Consider the following 22,713-nt stretch of genomic DNA (forward strand, 5'->3'; position numbering starts at 1 on the left):
TGGCAGCTGGAGGTGTTTCCTCGGGTGTTGCCGACTTAAGGATAGATGTCTCGAGGAATGGCTCGGGTGGTTCACCTGTTCTGGTGTCATGGCGCCGATGAGAGCGCCTTCCTGCTCGCTACCAGCCACATCGACGGGCGTTGGTCTGATACCGGAGTCGGCTCCCTACCCGTGATGGTTCAACCCGAAATCTACCCAAGGGAGCGGCTACGCCATGCGCGTGAACCGCCACGGTTCGCCGAGCGTTGTGGTCGCTCCGCGTTTGTCGGCGAGGCGCTCTGCCACCGTGCGCAGTGCCAGAGCGTCGGGCAATGCGACGGAGAATTTGAGGCCGGCCACAGCACCTCGATCCACGTACGGAAGGACCAGGTCACAGCGGTCGATCGCTGCGGAAATATCCTTACGGTCAAGATCGGGAAGAAGTCGGAGGGATCGGTCGTTTATCCTCTGCCGAGGAGCCACCACCCCCGGCAACGACGCTTGCAGCGTCCGGTTGCCGGAGGTCCCGGCCCACGTCCACCAGCGCGCCGCGCCCCCTGGCTCCTCGATGACCAGCGTCGCGTCCGCGGCGATATAGGAACGCAGTTCGTCACGAGACCGGGAAAGCACCGTATCAGCGCGCTTCGTCATATTTACTCCTGGCGGATCCGCGCCCAACAGTACCGCCCGCATACCCCGGGTGAGGTCGAACGACAGCCCACCCCCGCGCCCGGTCCACTTTGCTCGGCCGTGTTGATCCGTCGGCTCGACCCAGCAACGGCGCCGCTGCCAGTCCACGCGCTCGACCCGCCATGCGTGCCCGGCCAGCAGCAGCACCCGCGGCCCATCCACCTCCTCGACCAAGAGGTCGTCGGAGACGGTGCCGATTTCGTGGCGCCCCTGGAGCACGGTGAACTCCGGTGGGGCGCTGAACACCGCCGTCAGATCCGAGAAATACCGGCGTCCGAAGCGGTGTTCCGCTTCCGGCCCGATGAACAGGAAGTCCCCGTCTGCCTCGAGAAACCCCTCGCTATGCAGAAACCGAAGGATCTCGTCCGAATGCTCGTCGAACATGGGCAACGAGCCCCACCACTGCCGCCAAGTCGCGGCCCCGATGCGGTGTTCCTGCAACGCCAGCGCCAGCAGCTGTTGGGCAACAATGTGCCGGGGTGAGGGTGGTGCCGTGATTGGTTCAACCCAGCCGGCCGACCAGCGTTCGAGCAGCCCTGCAGCCTGGAGCAGACTGTCTTCAGATAGGCACAGGAACAGGCAGTTGCGAAGGGTTCCCGGACGCCTGCCGGTACGGCCGAGCCGTTGGAGGAACGACGCCACTGTGCGTGGTGCGTCGAGCTGAATGACCCGGTCGAGATCACCGACGTCGACGCCCAATTCCAGAGTGGAGGTCGCCACGATGACCGTGTCCCTGGACTCAGCGAAAGCCTCTTCCGCGCGGCGGCGTTCGGCGGCGGAAAGCGACGAGTGAGAAAGGAACGTCGTGACCCCGTGGCCGCGTAATGCGGTCCCCAGTTCCTCCGCGATGCGCCGACTGTCCACGAATACGAGGCGTTTCTCGCCGTCGTGCAGTGAGGCGATCACCTTCGCCGCATTGGCCACACTGCCCACATAGTCCAGCGTGATGTCGGGTGCCGCCGTCTCCCTGGCCTTCGGGGCTACAACCCGCCTGAGCCGCTCTGCATGGGCCCCTTGGAGCCAGGACAGCAGTTCCTCCGGATTCCCCACCGTCGCCGACAGTCCGATCCGCTGCAGAGGACGGCCGACAACGCGCTCCAACCGCTCCAGTACAGCGAGGAGATGCCAGCCACGGTCGTCCCCGGCGAACGCATGCACTTCGTCAACCACGATCGCCCGGAGCCCGGAGAACAGCGCATGCGGGTCGACCTTCGTGGAGACGAGCATCGCCTCGATCGACTCCGGCGTCGTCAGCAGAACGTCTGGCCGTTCCCGCAGGATGCGAGCACGGTCGGCTTGGCCGATGTCACCATGCCACAGCGCAGCGGAACGCCCGAGCCATGCCGTATATGAGGCTACGCGCGGATGCAGATTGTTCAGCAACGCCCTGAGCGGACAGACGTAGAGCACGGAAACGTCCTGCCAGTTCTCCTCGGCCATGCGGGTGAGCACCGGCAGCAGAGCCGCCTCAGTCTTCCCACCCGCGGTGGGGGCGAGTAGCAGGCAGTCCTCTCCGGCCAGCAGGGGCCGCACCGCCGCTTCCTGGAGCGGACGAAGCGAGGGCCAGCGCAGCGTGTTCACCAGGTGGTACCGCACCGCGGGGTGCAGTGCGGTGAACGCGTCATCCTCAGACATCGAGTTCGATGTCGTCGGGGGAGCGGGGCGTGAGGGCTTCTCGCTCCGCGGCGGTCAACTCGGTAGGTTCGATCTTGATCTCGTAATCGGTGCGGGGGTCGAATTCCGGGTGGATCTCAATAGTGTCCAGCACGTCGACGAGTTTGCGTAGGAACAGCCGCGGTGCGATACCGACCCTTCCGCCGAGTCCTCCCGCGACCGCGCCCGCGAATTCGCGGATGAAGTCGTCGTCGGCCACCCGGCGCACTCGCTCGGCGTCGGAGATTTGGCTCACGAAGAGGTCCCGCACGCGCCCACCGAGCTCGACCAGCTTGTCGAGGTCGAAACCAGTCAGCCTCAGTTGCGGTGCCCGTGGATTGTCGAATCGCGGATCGCGGGAGAAGTCGGTGCGCAGCCGGTCTGCCAGCGGAGGGAGCAACTGGATACCCTGTCGCCCCTCAAAGAACGCCGGAGTACCAGTGATCAACAGGTACAGCCCGGGGAAGCTTCCGCCATGGACCTCGTCCATGAGCTGCCGCAACGCGTTCAGTGCCTTGGCACGCGAGTCGCTGCGGATGCGTTGCAATGTCTCGACCTCGTCGAGCACGAGCACGAGCCCGGGATGTCCCGCGTCCCGCAGTATCGCGAGGAGCCCCTTCAGAAAGCCCAGTGAGAGAAAGTGATCCAGGTCGCCCTTGATCCCGGCCTGCCGCTTCACACTTGCGGCAACGTGGGGCTGACCACCGAGCCAGGCCACCAGCCCGTCCGCCACGGTGGTGTCTCCGGACGTCACGGCACGCCGGTAGGCCCGAATCGCCAGCGGAAACACCGGAGCCTGGGCGGCTACGCCAGCGAGCCGCTTATCCAGCAACGCGTCCACGGCCTCGTCCCGCACATCTCCGGTCTGCCCTGCGGCGTCGTCCTCGACGGCGAACAGCCACGAGTCGAGGATCGGCCGCAGCGCGCTCGGGGCCAGGGTGTCCGTCCGGAGCGACTCAATAGCGCGGCGGTAGATACTTTCCAGCCGGTGCAGTGGGGTGTCGATCTCGTTGATCTGAACTTCGGCACTAGCGAACCCGCGCTTCTTCGCCCGGTCGCACAGCCAGCGCGCGAAGAACGTCTTCCCCGCGCCGTACTCGCCTCGTACTGCCTTGAACGAGGCGCCGCCTGTCGCCACCGTGTCCAGCTCGGCGTCGATTTCCCGCTCGAACTTGCTGAGCCCGACGGCGAGCTGGTCGAGCCCGTTCGCCGGGACGGTCCCGTGGCGCAAAGCGTCGAGGATCTCGCCTCGTCGACGCGCGGAGATCACGACAGCCCCTTCAGTTCGAACTGTTCACGCAGCATGGCCACGTCCAACGCCACCTGCCCGGATTCCGCCTCGTAGCTCAACACGACGTAGCCTTCGACGTCGAGCACTCGTTTGATGGTCGAGATTGCCCCGTATAGCCGAGTGGTCGCGATACCCAGCGCGGCGGCTGCTTCCTCGCCCGGGACTCGATGCGCCGGGGCGCCTGACAACACGGCCAGCAACACACGGATCTGCTCGTCGGTGATCGTGACCCGGCCCGCAATGGACTTCTGCCGTTTGAACACTTTGGAAGCGATGACGTGCTTGGCAAGCTGGTCTGCGTCCGGGTCCGGTGTCTGCGCGGTGGCGTGCCGGTCGGGAAGGTCGAACAGCCCCTCCGGTGCTCGATCCGGGCGCGGTGCCTGCACCCTGCTCGGGGAGCGGGTCCACCATGCAGGCTCGACGTTGCGTACAGGAGTAAGCCTGGTGCCGGTCGGGGCGTCTCCCGCATGGAGGACGATCACCGGCACGATCACTTCCGCGGGGGAGGCGCCACCGTGGTACCCCGCATTGAGCGGCCCGTAGCGAAGGCGTTCGTTGACGGCGAGGATCGCCGTGTGCCCTTCGGTGAGCACCCGCGGCCCTCGCACCAGCACCTCGTCGGATTCGGGTGGTGGAGTCGTCGTCCGGGCCCGGTTTCCGTGGGTCGCGGGGTACTTGCGGTACTCGCCGGCACGTCGTTCGAGGACGTGACCGTGGTCGGAGGTGAGGACGACGAGGCGACCAGCCTGCCGGGCCGCTTCGAGCAGCGCGCGCAGGTGTGTGATCGTGTCGAGGTTCCAGCGCGCGCCGATGGGGTCGGTGTGGTGCAGTGTGTCGTCCACGATGTTGAGCACTGCGGCGACAAGCGGGTGCTTCGTCGTGTCGGCAATCGCGTCCTGTACCGACGGTGCGAGTGCGAGCCCCGCGCGCACGGTGTCGAGCTCTTTCTGGTGGAACAACGGGGCCTGTTCATCCAGCTTGTGAGCCTTGAGTAACTGCGCGAAGCCGAGTTTTTCGGCATTGGCCGCACCGCGGTTGAGCTCCCCGGACAGCAGCGAGCACCGGCTACGGTCGGTGAGGCTCGGCAGCGCGGCGAGCGCGCCCCCGCGCCGGTTGCGTCCGGGCAGCGTGTACTCCACCCATCCGGTCGCGGAGGCGGCGAGCGAAGAGACGAGTTCGGCGGCAACGCCAACGCTCAACGCGTCGATGACGAGCAGCAGCACCGGCTGCTCGTTCGCCAGGGGAATCACGTGCTCGGGTAGGACCTGTTCGACGCACGGCTCGCTGGGCGCTTCCGTGTCGGCGAGTGCCTGGGCGAAGTCGAGGTCGTGGGCGTCGCGTCGTCGTCGGGCCAGGTCCAGGACAGCGGCGAGCGTTTCGCCGACTCCGGGTGCGGCAGAACCCCGTGCGACTTCGTTGACGGCGGAGTCGACCCAGGCGTCGCTGTCGAGGTGCCGCCAGATGAGTTCGCCGAGTGAGGAACCGGTGTGTACGTCCACGGCGAGCCAACGCAGCAACCGCAGGACCGCGCCGAATGCCTCCACGGCTCGGTCCCCAGCCGCCAAGTGGTGCTCTTGAACGCGGTCCCACCCGGCTTCAATCTGCCCGAGGTCGTCTGTGACGAGCCGCTCGTCTGGGTCACTGCCGATTGATCTTGGCAGTGCCCTCGCGACCGCCGAAGCCAGCTCGGAAATCCTTGCCGAAAGCCCGTCGGGCAGGATCTCCGATCGTGCCGCGAGGTGTATCAGGTCGAGTTCGCGTAACCGGGTTGTCGCGGTCTCCGCGAGGCGTCGGACCGTCTCACGGTCGAGTGCGCGCGTGACCAGCCCCCCGGCGTCCGTGTACCACGCGGCCAGCGTGTCCCTCGCCAGTTGCCCCAACCCGTATTTGCCACGTAGCAGGCCGAGTGCCAGCGCCGAGCCGTCGGCGTCGTCGGTGAGCAGGCCCGCGATGAGACCGAGCGGTACGAGATCGGCCACCCGTCCCGCACGCAACAGGGTCCGCACGGGGTCTTCCACGAGCCCGCAGCGTCGGGCGAGCCAATCGATGAGCGCGTCGGCGAGCGCGTCGCCGACCTCGTCGCGGAAATCGGCGAGACGCTCGGTCGCCTGCGGATGGGCGCTCCACTCGAACACCGCCCGGGCATCGACCTCCATGCCGCTGTCCACCATGTCCAGCCGGCTACGCAGCACCGCGTGGAACGCGTGAGACTCGGTGAGCACCCCGCCCGGCGCCGGCGGCCACCCCTTGCCTGGCTTGGCCCCCAGCAGACCCGCCGCGACGGCGCGATTGTCGGGTCGGGTGTACAGCGCCGGGTCCAGTCGAACGGCGTCAAACAGATCGCGCACGGCCTGCCAGGGATCTGGCGTCCGGAGCCGTTGGTATGCGAAGTGGCTGAGCACGCCGAGTCCGAGTTCGTCGTCGGTGCGGGGGGTGAGCACGACCAGCCAGCCGTCCCGTAACCGACCTCGGAGCGCTTCCCAGACAGCAAGCGTGGACTCACATGGCGCGACCACGACCTGTTTGCCGCTGTGGGTGAATTTCTCCGGCCCGTCCCAGGCGGCTTTGGCTCGGATGCCGAGCACACCGGCCCGATAGCGCTTCTCGGCGGCTTGGTCCAGGAGGAAGCGGATCATCGGGTCGGTGGCGGAGTGGACGCCGTTCTCATTCGCCGCGTGGCTCATTCGATCCACCACTCCACGTGGACGTTCTTGCCGTGTTCGCTCAGCAGCCTCGAAAGTTCCTGTCGCACGGTGGCGAGGTCGTCGAGCGAGCGCACGGTGACGCTGTCGCGCACGGGGTGTTCCGGTTCCGGCTGGGGCTCGCGCGCCACGAGAACCGGCGCCTCGCCCGGTTGGGGTGTCGGCGGCTCGGGTCGCTCGGGGGACGATTCGGCGAGCCACCGAAACGTCTCGTCTTCTGCCGTCCGAACGACCGTTGCGAGTGAGCGGACCAGTTCATTGGCAAGCACACCCTCGCGCAGGCGCCGCACGACGTTGCGTGCCTGCTCGGCGCGTTCGTTGCCGCCGGTTTCGGCCTTCCGTACCGGGTCGAACCGCTGCCAGTCCTGGCTCGCCAGTGCCCGGACAACCACGTCCGGGTGCGCGAGTGACCGTCCCACCGTCGGTTCGTTGGCCGAGAACTGGGCGTCTGCAATCGCGGTGATGAGGTCGACGGGCCCGTCGATGTCACCGAGCCTGCGAACGAATCCCAGTGCCTCCTCGGCGGTCGTCAGTCGATCCCCGTTTCCCTGGCTGAGGCCCAGCCGCGTGTAAGCCCCTCGTAGCTCGTCGACCAGGTTCGCCGCTGCGCGAACACGGCCCTTCGCCTCTTCTCGCACCTTCCCGGCGAAATCGGCTACGTTGGCCCCGGTCAGGTACGTGTTCGCGACGGCCACCCCGAGGAGCTCGCCGGCGCGCTTCACAGCGGTGGTCCACTTGTCGGGAGTGGGCAACGGCTCGGGACGCAGCTCCAGGTGGTCCCTGAGCTTCCCGATCGCGGGTGTGGGCAGCGGGACGCCGGACTCGTACCATGCGCGCTTGCTGTGCAGGGCCCACGCGCTGATCACCAGGTCGGTCACCTCGGACCGCAGGCCCCAGTCCTCCTTGACCGCGGCGCGCAGCTGACCGACGGCGATCGGGGCGTGTGGATCTCCGCCCGCGCGCACCACGGCGCGGTCGAATTCACCGGCCCAGTAGGTGAAGGTGTCGTCACCGAACAGGAAGTGCGTCTCAGTCGGCTTACCCACGCGCAGCGGAACGCAGATCCGCCGCAGGACATCCCGGTCATTCGGGAGCACGGGCACTCGGCCGTCGGGATGCGTGGTGGCCTTCTCGACGTACTCGCGGACGGTCGTCAACTGCTTGACGGTGACCTCGGTGTTGCCCGGCTCGAAGCTCGGGTGCGCTGGGTAACTCGCCTGGAAGGCTTGGTCGATGAGGTTGTCGAAGGCACGCCCCAGATCCGCACCAACGGGCGGACGCGGGCTGAAGTCCCGCGACAACGACATGAGCACCTCGCGGGGGGCGGTGTCGTCGAGCGCCTTGGGCTCGCGTGCGGCCGCGCCGTAGGCCTGTTGCATCACTCGGATGATGCGTTCCTTCAGCCCCGCGTACTGGCTCTCCAACACGCCCCGCGCCTGGGCGCGGTCGGTTTCGGACAGGTGGTCGGCGCTGTTCTGCCAACGTTCTCCGGGGCCGCTGAACAGCCAGTGCAGCTTCACCAGCCGCACCAGCTCGCGTTGCACCTCGGCGGAGAAGAAGTACGGCAGCCACACCACGGTGCGGTGGTTGTGCCCGCTCGTGATCAACTGGTCGACCCGGCTGACGTCCTCACTCGCCGAGTGACCCTCCTCGTCGAACGGGTAGTCGATGACGAAACGCCAGGTCCCGGGACGGTTGCGGAAGTGCTCGTCGGGCAGGTAGGTGGAGTCGCGGACGTTGCCGAACACCACGTCCACCTCGCGCCGGGAGCCCCGCCACGTGACCGTCTTGGTGACCGCGCCACCGAGATCGGCCGCGCTGGAGTCGACACCGACGGCCTCGTGCACGAGTTCCTTGATGAGCTGGCGGCGGCGGCCGGGATTGTCCTCGCCCCGGATGCGCTCCACGATCGACTCGTAGTTGACGTTGGCGAGCTGGACTCGGATGACGGGGTCGGTGGCGGCGTCGGACGGCTGGATTTCCGGCACCTCACGACGCCAGGTGTTGATCGCCGCCATCACCATGCGCGCCTCGTTGCCCGGCAGCGGTGAACGGATCGAACCGTGGTTGAGCGAGGCGAGCCGAGAGGCGGTGAGTTCCTTCAGCGCCGGGACGTTGGGTGCGACCGCGGACAGCAGCAGGGTCTTCGCCAGCCGTTCGTGGCTGCGGAAGCCCAGCGGCACGGATTCGGGCTCCTCCGCGAGCTGCTGCTCGGTCACCTTGTGCTCGCGCAGCAGAATCGGCTTGATCTTGTCCTCGTACAGGCCGGTCGCGGCCCGGAACCGGTTGGCGGCATGGGCGTCGAGGGCTTGCTGGCCGTAGACCACGTAGTCGAAGCAGTCGCCAACCGGGATCACGTCGTCCACGGTCAACACCTCGCGCCGGTCGACGAGCATCTGCTGCATGACCTTCAGCGCGGTCCGTTCCCGCTGCATCACGCTCGCCAGCGCCCGTAGCGTGGACACCAGCGCGGGCGAGAACGGGTACGTCTTGCGGAACTCCGCCTCGGAGGCGCCCCGATGTTCGTCACCGGTGTTGACGCCATCGAGGAGCACGTCCCACACGCCGGGCCGCCGGTCGATGGCCTTGAACGCATCGGTGAGCACCACCGCTGCCTGCTCGTCCTCGGGCTGCAGCAACCGCTTGTGCGCGACCTCGGCAAGGTTGTCGTCGCCGAGTTCGATGGTGCGGAAACGTCCTTCCTGGTGGCGGAACGCGCGGTCGAGCATCTCCTGTTCGGCCCCCGACGCCCCGGCGTCGGCGAACCATTTGCGCAGGTCCATCTGGCGGGAGATGAAGGAGACGATCGGGATGGGCCGGGCCGCCCCGGCGTACTCCACCAGCTTGGTGATCTTCTGCGTCTCCCGCCGGAAGAACTCGGTGTCCCGCACACCGAAAGCCAGCCACAGCACCAACTCGTCGAGGAACAGCACCACGCCGTCGTAGCCGAGTTCCTTGGCGTGCCGGGAGATCGCCAGCAGACCGGTGTCCATGTCCACATAGGACGCAACCCGTGCATACGAGGTGAAGTACTTCTCGGTGAGCGCGGTGACCAACTGCTGCCGCTGGGGGTTGTCTGGACTCGCGGCGCGCGCGCCGGCGTAGGACTCGGCATCCCAGGTGCCCGCGCCGAGCAGGCCGGACCACGGGTCGTCCGCACCGCCGCTGTCCCCGTTGAGCCCGCGGAAGAACTGCTCGTCCCCGAGCTGGTTGCGAATGCCCTCGGCGTCGTCCAGAAGCCGGTCGCTGACGTGCACGGCGGGTAGCGGCGCGTTCGGATGCAAGCGGCGCACCTGCTCGACGTAGCCGCCGAAGACTGCTTCTTCCAACGAGTTCGCGCCGAGCAGGTGGTAGGAGAGCCGAAGCACCTTACGGCCTTCTAGCGCCGGGTCGTGCCGAGCGATCACCGGCTGAAGCTCGGGGATCGCGCGCGCCGCGGGCTCGTGGCCGAGCAACGCGTGCAGCACGGCCATGAAGTGACTCTTACCGGAGCCGAACGAGCCGGACAGGAACGCGCCGCGGCTCTTGTTGTTGCGCAACGCGTCGGTGATCAGCTCGAGCGCGGCGTCGAAGTTCTCGGCGAGGGATTCGGTGACGACATAGTCGGCGATCGTCTGCGCGATGTGGCCGGCGTCGGTGCTCTCGGTGAGCCGGAGAACGTAGTCCTCGGTGCCGGCGCGCTCTGGGATATGGATGACGTCGCGGAGCAACGTGGTCACTGCTGTGCGTCCCCTCGCTTGGTGGTGGTACGACGCCGACCGCGTCCGGTGGTGGCCGGGCGCCAGCCGGCCAGGTCGTCGAGGGTTGCGCCGGCCCGCTGGGAACGGGAGGCGAGTTCCTCGTCGATGATCGCCGCCAGGCTCACACCGTAAGTGGGGTCGACCTCGCCGTGCCACTGGCGCACCCACGGAGCCAGCTCGGCCAGGCCAGCGATGAGCGGCACCATGCGCCCGTCGTCCCAGCCGTCGCCCTCGCGCTCGTTCATGATCGCGGCCAGCGCGAGGGCCTGCTGCGCGTGGTCCCAGCCGGCCCAGCCGAGCAACGGCGAAGGATCGGTCTCCCGGTTGGCGTCGGGGTAGAGGATGAACCGCTCCTTGGGCACGTCGAGCTTGCCGCGGTGCGACCAGTAGGAGGTCTTGGCGAAGTCGGCGGGCTTGTACTTGGGTGGCACCGGGATCGGCGGGTCCGGCAACTTGGTCGCCTGGTTGAGCGGCAGCTCGCCCGCGTCCTCCTTGCGCTGCAACTCCCAGGTGTGTTCCCACGCTTTCCGCGCCTCCAACCCGGACGGCTTGTACCGGTAGGCGGCCAGATACGGAACGGTCTGGTCGGCGAGGAGGTCCTCGAGCGCGGCCGCGGTCGGGGTGTCCGGCCTGCCTGACCAGAGTTGCAGGACGGCGCGGAAGTCGGCGTCCCGGTCGACCTCGTCGGCGAGCTGGATGACGCTGCGAGGATGCGGGCGGCCCTCCCGGTCGAACCAGAACCGTCGGTCCTCCAGGCGATCCAACAGCCAGTCCCTGAGCGCGGCTTTAACCCGCTTGTCCCACGGCTCGATCGCCCAACGCCGCTTGTACTCCGGCTTCTCCAGGAGGCGGATCTTCTTGTTCTCGGCGATGATGTCGAGGCGTCGCTGGACGACTTCTCGGTAGTCGGCGGGCCAGTGAGCGGGGATCTCGGTGATTGGGGTGAACTGGTGGTTGTGATGGCTGAACCACGTGGTCTCCACCGACCCGTTCTTCACCTGGCGGGCCAAGTCGATCGAGAAGGCCCGCTCAGCGGATTCTATGCCGGGAAGTTTGCTCTGGTATGTCAGGTCTTCGGCGACCAGCCCGTAGAGCCGGTAGCACTCCCAATCGAGTTCTTCCTGATGGGCGTTCATCAAAGAGCGGATATGGTCGTGCTCCGCCTTGGCGGCATTGAGATTCTCGCGTGTCGGCGTGGCGCGCTCTGCGACGGCTTGGGGGGTTAGCTGGGCGAGTTCTTGCGCCAGTGAGTCCAGAGAGTGGGCGCGTTTTAGGGGCAATTTTGCAGGCAGCGGGAATTTCTGGAGCGTGGTGCCAGTGAACTCATATGACTCTCGCCAGGGTTCTCCACGCGCTGCGTAACCGGCATCGACTCGTGCTCCACCTCCCTCGCCCTTGTTGTGGCTGTTTTGCTTGAGCCAGAAGCACGCGACCGACGAGTTGAGCACGCCGAGCAACTCGAGATGATCGTCCTCGCTGGCCCCCTCCGGCAGCTTGATCACCGGCGCGGTCTGTTTGAAGACCTTCCCGCCCCGATCCAGCACAAAGTGGTTATGTGTCGCCACAAACGCAAATGCAATAGACAGCGGAGTCCTGTAACGCTTCTTGAAGAACATCGAGTGGTCGAACCACCGAAGGCCTCGTTCTTGGAGCGTTTGTTTGTAGTCGACACGGGACGACAGTAGGGCCTTGTTTCTCCAGAAGAAGCGCATCGTGGCCTTGGTTGGCTCGCGCGGCTCACCTTGCTCGTTATAAGGGAACAGTGTCGCGATATGCGGATCTATGGAAAAGTCGCGCACGTCTTCGCCGAGTACGACTGGCACGACCTCATCTTGAAGTCCGAGGGTTCGAGGGGTCGTCGAAGGAACGTAAAAGGCGTCGTCGACGCCAGTGTGCGTAGTCCGGCCAACAAGAATTTGCCGATCATTAATATGTGCTGTGTCTCGTTCAATCTCCTGCGTCAAATCAACGGCGCCGCCGCCGGACAAGCTCCAAGGATGCGTTGACAAGACCTCGCGGTCCAAGTCGATGACGCTGACCCAGTCGTTTTCGAAGCCCGGCTCTCCGATGTGGTCAACGATACTCCGCCACACCGAGCCCTTCGCGGCAACTTCTGGTCGTCCGGGTTCGCCACGAACACCTAGGACCGCGCGAACCGTGCGCTTCGCTCTACCCTGGTTCCGTCCGACCAGAATCACTGTTGGCGTGCCGTGACCGGGAATGTAGGCACCGGAAGTGTCAATGACCGCGCGTAGATCCCTATACTTCAGGAATTCTTCGATGATCGGCTTGCCGAACTCTCGCTTCATAAAAGCGTTAGATGTGATCTTTCCAATCCATCCCGGACGGTCGTCCGATTTGGCGAGATTGAAGAATAATTCCATAAATGGAATCGCATAGGTGTACTGGCCGTGGCAATACCTATATTGCTCTCGGTACATGCGTCGCGATGCGGGATCATTGACTGAAATATACGGGGGGTTGCCGACGACGACGTCATAAACCGCGGGCTCGCCGCCGCCGCGGGTTTGCAGCAGGCGTTCGAGTGACTTGCGGTCCTCGGTGGAATAGGCGAAGACGGATTCGTCGATCGTGAAGAGGTCGTCGCCGAGCCCCTGTTGCGGCGCGCCGAAGAGTAGGGAGTCACCCGCGGCGAGGTTGAGCCGGAAGTTCGGCGCATTCTCCAGCGACAGCTCACCCGTCGCTTTCAGCGTGGCCACGATGAGCCGGAACCGCGCAATGGCTACCGCGAAGGGGTTGATGTCCACGCCGTGCACACCGTCGAGGGCCCTCTGCACGAGCGCTCGTGAGTCCATGTTCGGCGCCTGCTTGGACCAGCGGACGAGTAGCCGATGGAACGCGCCGAGCAGGAAGTGCCCTGAACCGCAGGTGGGGTCGATGAGCCGGAAACCTTCGAGGGGCCGTTCGGCGAGCGCCGGTTCCATGGTCTGGTCGAGGATGAACTCCTCGACGAACTCTGGGGTCTGGCGTAGCGCGTAGGTCTCCCTCGCGAACTTCGACAGGTGCTCGTACAGATCCCCGAGGAAACGGGTATCGAGGCCAGGGGTGTCGAAGGTGTGCAGCAGCTCGCCGTCGGAGTCCTGCTCCCACCAGAACTCCAGCAGCTTCGACGCCGCGTCGCCCGAAGGGGCCACGAGGTGTAGGGGCGAGAAGTCGTCCACGAGCCCGGCCGTGGCGGGGGTCCTGGCGAAATGCTCGGCGATGTGGGTGAGCCAGTCGCGGTCGTTGTGCTCAGGGTTCTGCTGGAAGTACGTGCGGCGGGCGTCGTGAGCGAGCTGTCTGCGCTCCTTGGTGTGGCCGGCGATCCAGACCGGGCGCACCAGCTCGTTGTCCTCACAGAACCGGGCGAAGACGGTGAGCAGCACCCACGCCGCAGCCGCCTGCATGACTCGTTCGTCGCGCCACGCCTGCCACGACGTCGCGGTACGCTCGGCCTTGAGCGCCGACTCCCACTGCGCGTGCCATTCCTCGTACACATCCGCTTGGCGGACGTGCGGATCGGGTCCGTCGACGCGGGCGCGGAGATCGTCCTCCAGGGCCTTTACCTGCGCCCGGAGTTCCCCCACCAGTCCGCCCAGCTTTGCCACGCTCAGTCCCCTCGTGTCCCAAGTCCTTGCCGACGTGTCGCCCGTCGATCCTCTCGATCCTGCGCCGTGGTGGGCAACTCCGCCACGGCACCCATCGACGCCCGGTGGGCACGTCGCTGCCCGCCGACCCTACGTAACGCCTCGTTATCACATCGTGAGCACGATTTGCGACCGCAGTTCATGCATCTGGGGCATCCTCCGCGCTTGTCCGGCGATACTTTTCCGGTGCTGACCCGCGGACTTTGCCAGGCAAGCGTCGTCAAGCGTTGGCGTCCTGGGGTTCCTCCTGGGCCGCGAGCCAGGCGGCGTCGAGTTCAACGAACTGGCCGTTCGAGCCCAGTTGAAGCGGCCTGCCGTCCACTATCGCGCCGCGCATCCACGACACCTGCGGCAGCACGACCCATACCGGCCGGGCACGTTTGGCGGCAAGATCGCTCCACCGGGCAATCACTCCGAGGTGACCGTAACGGGCCAGAGGCGACAGCTCGGTGAGGATCACGGGGGCTTCGCTGCCTGCGCAATCCCCGAGAGCCAGGACGTCGATGTGCGCGGTGACGCGCGGAACGACCCGGTCGACGACCGTGCGCAGGCCTCGTGCGTCCCTACTGCCTGGTGAGGCCGCGTCGGCCGACCGGAGCAGACTCCACGGCAGCCGGACTTCCTTGGCTAAGGAGCGCATCTCGTCGATCATCAGGCCGGTCACGTCCACGACCCGCGCGTGGAAACGTCCCGACAGCGCCTCCACCGCCCGGTCGACCTCGTCCGAGCGCAGCACGCCGACCCCCAGGGCGAGGAACGACCGAGTGCGCAGGCTCTCCGCCAGCACACGGTCCATGTGGTCGCCGCGGCTGAGCACACGTTCCGTGCGCTCCGGGATCATGGTCGCCGGTCGGCTGGGCAGGCCACTGGTCGCCGCCGGAGAACTCGCTTCCGGCCGATACGCGCCGTCTGCGAACTGCAGCCCGACACCGGATCGTTCGACGATCTTGTCCAGGACAGGGCGACCGGGCAACGGCGGCAGGTCGGGAAAACGAGCCCGCACCCGGTCGATCAGTTCCGCCGGCGACAGCTCCTCTCGCTGGCCGACACCGGACAACGCCAACCGGACGGCGACGTGCGGCGCCATGTCGGATGAGTGCAGCTCTCCCCGCGCCGACAAGCCGACGTCGGTGGCCGTCTGCGCCGCCAGCCGCACCAGCCGCAGATCCGTGATCGCAGGGGACGCGTCCCCACCCGCCTTGCGGAACGTCTCCTCGAACTTCGCCCGGATCTCCCGCGCGGCGCGCTGCTGGGGAACTATGTCCTCGCGCGCGGTCTTCGCGTCGGCGACCAGCTTGCCGGCGAGCCCGGCGATGGCGTCGGCGGCTTCGAGGAGCGTGGAATCGGTGGCGATCAGCGCGAGCCTGCCGCCGTGGCGCCGTTTCGCCAACGGCTCGTGCGTCTCGGCCATTTCGTGTTCGACGTAGCGGTCGAGGGTGAGCCTGAGCAGGCCGGCTGCGACCCGGTTGGCCTGCTCTGAGGAGTCTGCTGGTGCGTCCGGCAGCGCGGCGAGGATCTCATCGGTGAGGGTCTTGATCGTCGCAACTCCGCCGAAATTCCTCAGCGACCTCGTGATCAGTCGCACGAGGTCATCGAGAAGATCGCGGCTCCGGTCATCACTCGCCCACGCGTTCTGGAGTTCCCTGATGAGCTGGTTGCCGCGAGGGCCAGAACGGCCGACCGCCTGCGCGAGCTCCTGCTGGGTGGCAAACGCGTCGAGGCCCTGTCGCAGGCCGAGGATGAGTTCCGCGGCCTGGCGCCTCGTCGCCGCTCTCTTCCCCTGAGCGATGTCGACGAGCAATGCCGCGGTACGCAGCGGATCGGGGAACGTGGTCGCGTCGGTGGACCGGGCAGTGTCGGTGCCCCGTCGGGCCGCCAATTGGTCCGCAAACGTCTTCCGCCACTCACCTACCCGCTCGCGGATCTCGGAACGCGTCTCCCTGGCCTCCTTGCGGACCAGGCCGTTCAGCCGCGCCGGGTCGAGTGTGAGCAGCTCGAAGACCGTGATGACCTCGGGTTCGAGCGCCGACACGGCCCGCGCGGACAGCCCCGCCTCGCCCAGGCTGCTCTCCAAGGTCGCGGTGGCGGCCTTGCCTGCGGCGTCGGGCGCGGATCGTCCGAGCCGCTTGAAGATGCTCGTCCACGCGCGGCGCATGTCCTCCGCCGTGTCGTGTCGGCAATTGGCGTCACGAGCTAGAGCCGTGGTGAAGAAGGCTTCGAGATCCTCGCGCACGGCGGGGTCGAATGCGTCACCGTTAATCGACACCTCGTCCGGGACGCTGGCCGGATCGGCATCCGGATCGGGCCCGTACTGCGGCAGGGCGCCGGTTGCCATCTCGTACAGCACGACTGCGGCGCCATAGCGCTCCGCGGCACTGTCGTAGCTCACTCGGCCTTCGAGTCCGAGGAAGGGATCGCGGTAGTGCGGTGTCCCGGCTGCGAGCGCCTGGAGGTTCGAGCCCGACATCGAAAAGTCGAACAGCACCAGCCTCGAGTCGGACTTGCCGTGGGACCTGATTTCCCGCGCGTCGACGCCCAGATTCGACGATTTGATGTCGCGGTGGAAGATCCCCACCCGGTCGAGCTCCGACAGGGCGGACAGCAGGTCGGTTCCCCAGCGTTCCAAGAGGTCGAGGGAGAGCCGGCCACGCTTGCGAGCCAACTCCTCGGCGAGCGTTGTTTCACCGGCGAAGGTGAGCACGAGTGCCTTGCGTCCGCCGATCTGAACGCTGCCCAGGCAGTCGACGATGCGGTCGTGCTGCAGGGCGGCGAGGGCCTTGGCCTCCGATTCCAGCCTGGCTGCCGCCGAGTCGTCCTTGGCGACCTTAAGCACTCGCTGTTTTCCCCCGGCACCCTCGTCGGCCACCAACAAACCTACCGCAGTAGACCCCGAGCCGAGCCGTCGGCGGAACCGGTAACGCCCGTCGAGCAGCTGACCGGGAACAGCGTCGAGTGGATCCACCTCCTCGATCACGGTCTTGTCGTAAAGCGCCTGCTCGGCGGCGTCGAACTCGGCGAGGAACTCCGAGACGTTCGCCGTCCGCTCCGAAGGACGAGGATCGGTCGCGTGCAGTACTAGCTCGCGGATCTTGGACGGCACTTGCGGAAGCTCGGCGGCGAGGTCGAGACCGCCGTCCCTGCGGAGCCGGTCGACCAGGGCGCCGCGGTCCGGCGCGGGGAGACGTTGGTTGGTGAGCACGTAGAAGGCGAACGCCCCGAGCGCGAACACGTCGAGGCGAATGCGGTCGGCGCCCGCTGTCCATCGCCCCTCGGGTGCCTCGAACAACTCGTCGTCTTCCGCAAGGTTCCGGAGCATCAGGCTCGGTGCCGATTCGTCACCGACCACTGAACTGGTCGCGGTGGTCGTCACGGGCAGGGAACCCGCGGCCTCCCAGTTGCTGACCACCACGGCCAGACCGTCATCACTGCGTTTCCGCAGCGCGACGGCGGAGGGCACGAGACCACGGTGGACGACACGGTGCCGGTGTGCGTAGTGCAAAGCCTCCGCGACTTGCCTGACGATGTCGAGCTGCTGTTTGATGGACAGTCCGTTTTCCCGCTCAGCGAACCACAGGTCCAGGCGGTTCAACCGTTTGTCATCGGGGTAGACGAGCCCAGTGCCCAGCTCGTCGTTGACGACGTCTCGAGGAGTCAGGACGCCGTCGTGTCGCAGGCGCGAGAGCAGGCGGTACTCGTGCTCGACCTGGCGTTCCAGCCTGCGTTCCTCGGTCGAGCTGCTGCCGGGGGCGGGAATGAAGAAGCGGATTCGATACCGGTCGGTCGTGGTCACGCGGTGGAAGGCGGGCCAGTCCTGCCAGCCTTCGCCCTCGCCGAGCGGCTGTTCATCGATCACCCAAGAACCGACCTCGCGCTGACGTCGCGGCACCAGGCCGATCTGCTCGATGATCCTCGCCAGGATGGCGGACTTGATCCCACCGATCGGTTCGTGGCTGGCCGGCGCGAGCAGGAGCTCGGAAAGCGGTTGCAGGCCGGAGACGGATTCGTGCCCCTCCAGGCCGTAGATCCCGCGCCGGGCGTGTCGAGGCAGCTCACAGCGCAGGTTCGGGTGGTGGAGGAAGACAGCTTCCTGCACGTACGGGATGTAGTCGCGCAGGTCGACGTTGTATTGACCCTTGGAATGCAGGTACTCCCGGAACCGCTCCTTAAGCAGGCTGGCGAAGTACTGGGCCTTACGGTGGGCGAGCTTCAGCGGGGAGTCCTCGGCTCGGTGGCCGTCCCGGAGCCAACGGTGATCGTCCCCACGCAAACGTCCCGCGTAGTACTTCAGCTCGACGAGGTAGAGGGTGTCGCGCCCCAACACGGCGAGGTCGACCTCGTGCCATCGGCCGCGCGTGTCCCTGAACTCGAAGTTCGACCAGGCGCGAAAGGGTTCGACGTCCGGCAGGAGCTCCTTGGCCAGGCGAAGCCCCTCCGACTCGTGGGAGAACTGAGACGGGCTCACCTCGACCCAGCGGCTGTCGTCCACCTCGCGTCCTTTCCACCCTCGTGCGACCGCGACGATACCGTGCGGCCAGTTGGTTTGTCGGAGTTCCGGGGTCCGAGGTTACGTGAGAATCAGATCCCTCTGACGGGATCCGGGCCTGCCGGAACTGCCTCCGCCCGACGACTGCTACACGAGGGCTTCGGCGGTGCGATCGAGGGCGTCGACTAGGTGCCGCCGATGCCCTGGGTAGACGTTGATCTGCATTTCGCCGTCGGCACCGTCGTTGAGGAAGGTCAGCACGCGGCCGCGGCCGGTGAGATCAATCGCGGACAGAGGAGTGCTTCGCGTGCGGTACCCGCTGGCGTCGCGAACGGCCGCGTAGAGCTGGTGGACCGCGTCGCGATCAGCTCGCATGAGTTCGCGGAGTTCGTCGGCCCCTTCTGGCTGCTCGGCCAGCGGGTCGGCGTCATAGCGCCGGCCGGGGTAGTCGTAGTCCACCTTCGACACGTGCGACCGCCTCACCCGAGCTGCGTCGCATTGAGGCAGTGTGTCGATGAGACTTTCGGCCAGTTCAGACGACGGGATCGGGTCGAGTTGAACCAGGCGATGATCAGTGGCGAGCCGTACAGCGTCACGTCCGACCGCCGATACCAGCATTGCCCTGTCGTCCTCATCGGACTGGCGAAAGCTGCTCCACGAGTAGAACTCCCGTTGTGGGTGAGCAAGGGTCGCGAGAGTCGCGCAGAACTCAGCGGTGAACAGTCCCTTATCGGAAGCCAGCCCAAGCCGGGCCAAGACGTCAAACGCGCGCCGACGCAAGGCGGTCTGGAACTCCTCGGTCATGTAAGTGGCGTCCGGACCGACCACAGGCGGCGGCTCGCCGAGGTTTTCCAGCTGCCAGGCGACCAGGAACACCGGCCGGGGCATCCGCACCGGTCCGTCAATGATTCGCATCGGTGCTCGCCTCACGCGCCGATGGTCGGAGGTGTGGGCGGCAGCCCGGTGTGCGGGTCGAGCAGCTTGCCGCCTTCGTCGTCGACGAGGGTGAACGCGGAGTCATCGTCAATCCCGTACTTGCGCTGGTGTTCCTTGTCCTCCTCGCCCTTTCCCTTCCCGCCGCCGGCACCCATGCCGCCCATGCCGGATGAGCCACGGCCCCCTGCCGCGCCACGCCCGGCCGAGCCCGCCGGGCCGCGTGTCGCGCCCTCCTCGCCCGCGCCGGTTCCCGCTCCAGATCCCAGCCGTTCCGAGGTGCCAGAACCGCGAGCGCCAGGACCGTCACCACCGGGTCCACCGCCGAGGTTGCTGCCGTTGAAGCTGCCACTGCCGCTTCCGAACGCGCCGACCAAGCCCGGAGCCGACCACGAGCTGCCACCGCCCGCGCCGCCAGACGCGTTTGGCAGCGAGGCTGGCACGTAGTTGGATCCGGCGCCAGGGTTGGCGAGCGATAGCGGAACGTACCCGGCTGCCTGTACTCCGTCGCCTTGCTGGCTGCTCGGCGAGGTTGCCGCACCCCCAACGTGACCGGCCGAGGTGACAGGCGTTGAGGCGCCGGTGTGCGACGACGGCGACCAGCTCAGGTTCGACGCCGTGTGCGACGAACTGCCCGTGGTCTGCGCGGTCTGGTGGGTGCTCGCGGGCGGGGTGGTCTGCTGAGTAATCGTGACTTTCCCGCCGTCGAAGTCCGCCAACTGCCTGTAGTCAATCTTGAGCTGTTGACCACTGGTCTGCGCCTGGTTGGCGTAGCCGTTGTAGCGGTCGAGGTTCTGTTGCGCAGTCTGGTTGTATTGGTTGATCTGGTCTTCGGTGTCGGTGTCCCACGGCGTGGCGACGTCGACGAAGTCCTTGTGCGGCGGAGTAGTCGGCATCGGCTGCAACGAAGCCTTCATCTCGTCGAAGCCATGGGCAATACCTGTCACGTTCTGCGAGTTGGCCGTGAACGTACCCGCCGCAGCGGCGGAAACATCCGCAAGCGGCTTGATCTTGGCGCGTGCCGCGTCCGCTCCACCGCCGGTCCACACCGACTCCAGAGTGGCGTTCAGCTGCTGCACCCTGGAGCTGATGTCGCTGTGATCACGAGACAAGTCAGACGCCGTAGCGGCCCCCTGGTGCCACTCCGGGGCGCCCTTGCTCGACATCACCTTCTGGACTAGCTCCGGCGCCGGAACCGCCTGATCGCCGAGATTGCCGCTGAACAGGTCGTCCACCCAAGTTTCGGCATCGTTGTAGCGATCAAGGAGCCATTGCGTACCATCGCCGAGAAAGTCGAAGGCACCCATCACGAGTTCGCCTTCTGTCGGAGGTTCGTCACGACCATGTCGGCGACCTGAGCTGTCACCTGGCACGGGTCGACCTTCCCCTTTTTCGCAGGTCCGAGGCCGATCGTGACGTCGGCCGTCGCCTCGTCTGTGATCCCGATACTGATCTGGCAGAACTCGTCTGGTGCGCCACCGCTCGGCGTCACGTGCGCGACCGCAGGAAAACCCTGGATCGCGGGCAACTCCTGCCACTTCACGGCCTGGGGCTTGGTGTTCTCGTACCACCCACTGAGGCCGTCGTGCGATTGCCTGTCCCAGGCCACCGCGACGTGTGAGCCTTTGTCGCTGTTGGTCCAGGAGCACGAGGGACCGATGCCCGCTGCCTGGTTGGGCTCGCCCTGTGGCGCCGTGCCTAGGATCGTTTTGAGTTGATCAGTCGTCAGGCCGCTCTGGCACGGATCCGTGGTGAGGACCGAGGCCGGTAGCGGGTTGTTGACTTTTGGGGCTCCGCTGTGAGGCAACGCTGCGGAGGTCGTCAAGCTTGGCGGCGGAGTCGTCGCGGGCACGGCCGGAGTGCCGGAGCAGCTCGCTACCAGGGCCGTTGTCGCAACGATCACGAGCGCGACCAATTGTGCCCGGGTGCTCATCCGGCGAGACCTCCATCGTTGCTTGCAGATTGCTTCACTGCGATTCCTGCTTGCTCGTCGCCCTCATGCATGAGGCCGAGCGCATCTTCCAGGCGCCCGATCAACTCGACGAGATAACCATGCTCGCGCTGGATATGGCCAAGGCCGTACCTGAACGCGCCAGCCTTCTGACCGTTACCGACCAGGAGGGCGTTGTAGCTGTTGCTGGCGGGCTCGTCTGCCGGGGGCTTGAGGTGAGTCAGACCCTCGGCCGTGGGCAGCAGGTTCCAGAGGTCGTCACGGATGCCTTTGGCTTGGTTGAGCATGCTCAACGCTTCATCACGGCTGAGGCTGAAGCCCTGTCCGGAGGCTGGCGCAGCCGATCCTCCGGAGGCACCCCCACCGCCGCCGGGTTGGTCGCCGAGGATGTGGAATCCGACGTCGCTGAGCCAGTTGCCCGGCGCAGGCGCTGGTTGAGTCATGCCTTGTCCTTCGTTCGGCGCACGTCGGCACCTGACGATCCAGGCATGCCTTCCCCAGCCACGATGGCCTCCCCAAGCGTGCTTACCGGAATCTTCGCATGATCAGTTGTGCACGTTGAACGTTATCGGATTAGTCACGTGACGTGGACCAAATCCAGCAATGAGTGACATGGGCTTAAAAGATCCACATTTTTGGGATTAAATAAACTAATTCCAAAGTGGTACGACGGCGCGTCGAGTACGTCAATCCCGCCATGGTTAGTGGTCACGGAGTGTCGCCGCCTGGGGCGCTTGGATGGCGTCCGGGCGTGCTCGCGCGGGGGCGGCACGCGTGTAGCTATTCGTGTTGCGAACCAGAGTCGGTCAGGGTCGACCTGGCACCTGTAGCCATCCCAAGTGCCACTAAAGTGCCAGGTGGAGGCTATGGTGGCGAACATCACAGACACTCGTAATGAATAGGTCAGGGGTTCGATTCCCCTAGGCGGCTCCGCAGGTCAGGCCCTATCCGAAGATCATCGGATAGGGCCTGACTCGTTCAGCGGGAGGCAAAGCGAGGACTGCGAAACCTCGTCGTTGATTTCACCCGGTGGGCGGAACGGGCGAGCGCCCCTGGACCATCGAGCTTGGCCTGATCACCTGGACGGCTTCGTCGCGCCAGTGAGCGCGCAACCAGGCCGGGAGAGGTCCAGCTTCGAGCCCGTGGTCAGGCAGGCCACGAGCACGTTCACCTGCTGGCCGTAACCGCGGCCCGGCACCGAAGTCACGGTTCCGTCCGGGCCCACCTCGCAGGGGTTGTTGTCGGTGCACTGTTCGCCGGCTTCGTTGTGGGTGTTGTGGATTCCCAGGATCGTGGTGTTGTCGGAGGCCAGCTGAGGTTCACCCCGAATGGTGGACAGGGGCTTAAGAGGGTTCAGGCGGCCGTGCGGAGTGACTGCTCGAAGGTGTCGGGACTGAGCATCCCGATCGAGGAGTGCCGCCGCACACTGTTGTAGAACTTCACCCAATTGTCAATAGCAGCAACGAGTTCCGACTTCGTGGCGTACACGTGCCGGTAGTACTCCTCGTGCTTGAACGTCGACCAGAACGACTCCGCCGGGCTGTTGTCCCAACAGATCCCAGTCGCGCCCATCGACCGGCGCAGCCCGTGACCGAAACACGCTCGCGCCGTCAGGTGCGCCGTGAACTCCCCGCCACGGTCGGA

Annotated in this window: 12 protein-coding genes; all 12 read right to left on the minus strand. The window is 66.3% G+C overall.

From position 1 onward, the window contains the following. Window positions 1-207: 207 nt before the first annotated feature. Complete coding sequence (locus tag BMY97_RS43635; RefSeq protein WP_091629286.1) at window positions 208-2,304, minus strand: DEAD/DEAH box helicase; 2,097 nt, start codon at window positions 2,302-2,304, stop codon at window positions 208-210. Beyond that, the gene (brxD, locus tag BMY97_RS43640) at window positions 2,297-3,592 is read right to left on the minus strand and encodes a BREX system ATP-binding protein BrxD (RefSeq protein WP_218157018.1); all 1,296 of its coding nucleotides are present in this window, start codon (window positions 3,590-3,592) and stop codon (window positions 2,297-2,299) included. The genes BMY97_RS43635 and brxD overlap by 8 nt, the downstream gene beginning before the upstream one ends. Beyond that, entirely contained in the window at window positions 3,589-6,297 is a 2,709-nt protein-coding gene (pglZ, locus tag BMY97_RS43645) for a BREX-2 system phosphatase PglZ (protein ID WP_091629288.1), read from the minus strand. The genes brxD and pglZ overlap by 4 nt, the downstream gene beginning before the upstream one ends. Further along, window positions 6,294-10,034 (minus strand): BREX-2 system ATPase PglY family protein, encoded by a 3,741-nt coding sequence (locus tag BMY97_RS43650; RefSeq protein WP_091629290.1) that lies wholly within the window; start codon window positions 10,032-10,034, stop codon window positions 6,294-6,296. The genes pglZ and BMY97_RS43650 overlap by 4 nt, the downstream gene beginning before the upstream one ends. Further along, complete coding sequence (gene pglX / locus BMY97_RS43655) at window positions 10,031-13,663, minus strand: BREX-2 system adenine-specific DNA-methyltransferase PglX (RefSeq protein ID WP_245787805.1); 3,633 nt, start codon at window positions 13,661-13,663, stop codon at window positions 10,031-10,033. The genes BMY97_RS43650 and pglX overlap by 4 nt, the downstream gene beginning before the upstream one ends. A gap of 259 nt (window positions 13,664-13,922) precedes the next feature. Further along, window positions 13,923-18,188: a BREX system serine/threonine kinase PglW gene (gene pglW, locus BMY97_RS43660; protein ID WP_091629293.1), complete on the minus strand. Its 4,266-nt coding sequence runs from the start codon at window positions 18,186-18,188 to the stop codon at window positions 13,923-13,925. 144 nt (window positions 18,189-18,332) lie between these two features. Then, entirely contained in the window at window positions 18,333-19,100 is a 768-nt protein-coding gene (locus BMY97_RS43665) for an ESX secretion-associated protein EspG (protein WP_091629295.1), read from the minus strand. Between the two features lie 11 nt (window positions 19,101-19,111). Further along, window positions 19,112-20,425 carry a hypothetical protein gene (locus tag BMY97_RS43670; RefSeq protein WP_143086503.1) on the minus strand — a complete coding sequence of 438 codons (1,314 nt, stop codon included), beginning with the start codon at window positions 20,423-20,425 and terminating at the stop codon, window positions 19,112-19,114. Continuing rightward, complete coding sequence (locus BMY97_RS43675; RefSeq protein ID WP_091629298.1) at window positions 20,425-21,051, minus strand: DUF3558 domain-containing protein; 627 nt, start codon at window positions 21,049-21,051, stop codon at window positions 20,425-20,427. The genes BMY97_RS43670 and BMY97_RS43675 overlap by 1 nt, the downstream gene beginning before the upstream one ends. Then, window positions 21,048-21,512, minus strand: a complete 465-nt coding sequence (locus BMY97_RS43680; protein ID WP_091629299.1) for a hypothetical protein — start codon at window positions 21,510-21,512, stop codon at window positions 21,048-21,050. Before BMY97_RS43680 ends, BMY97_RS43675 begins: the two co-directional genes overlap by 4 nt. Window positions 21,513-22,144: 632 nt before the next feature. After that, window positions 22,145-22,276, minus strand: a complete 132-nt coding sequence (locus tag BMY97_RS49295) for a hypothetical protein (RefSeq protein ID WP_281246973.1) — start codon at window positions 22,274-22,276, stop codon at window positions 22,145-22,147. 146 nt (window positions 22,277-22,422) lie between these two features. Next, a partial coding sequence (locus BMY97_RS43690) for an integrase core domain-containing protein (protein WP_143086504.1) occupies window positions 22,423-22,713 on the minus strand: 291 nt, incomplete at its 5' end.

Source organism: Amycolatopsis saalfeldensis, assembly GCF_900110575.1.
GTDB lineage: Bacteria > Actinomycetota > Actinomycetes > Mycobacteriales > Pseudonocardiaceae > Amycolatopsis > Amycolatopsis saalfeldensis.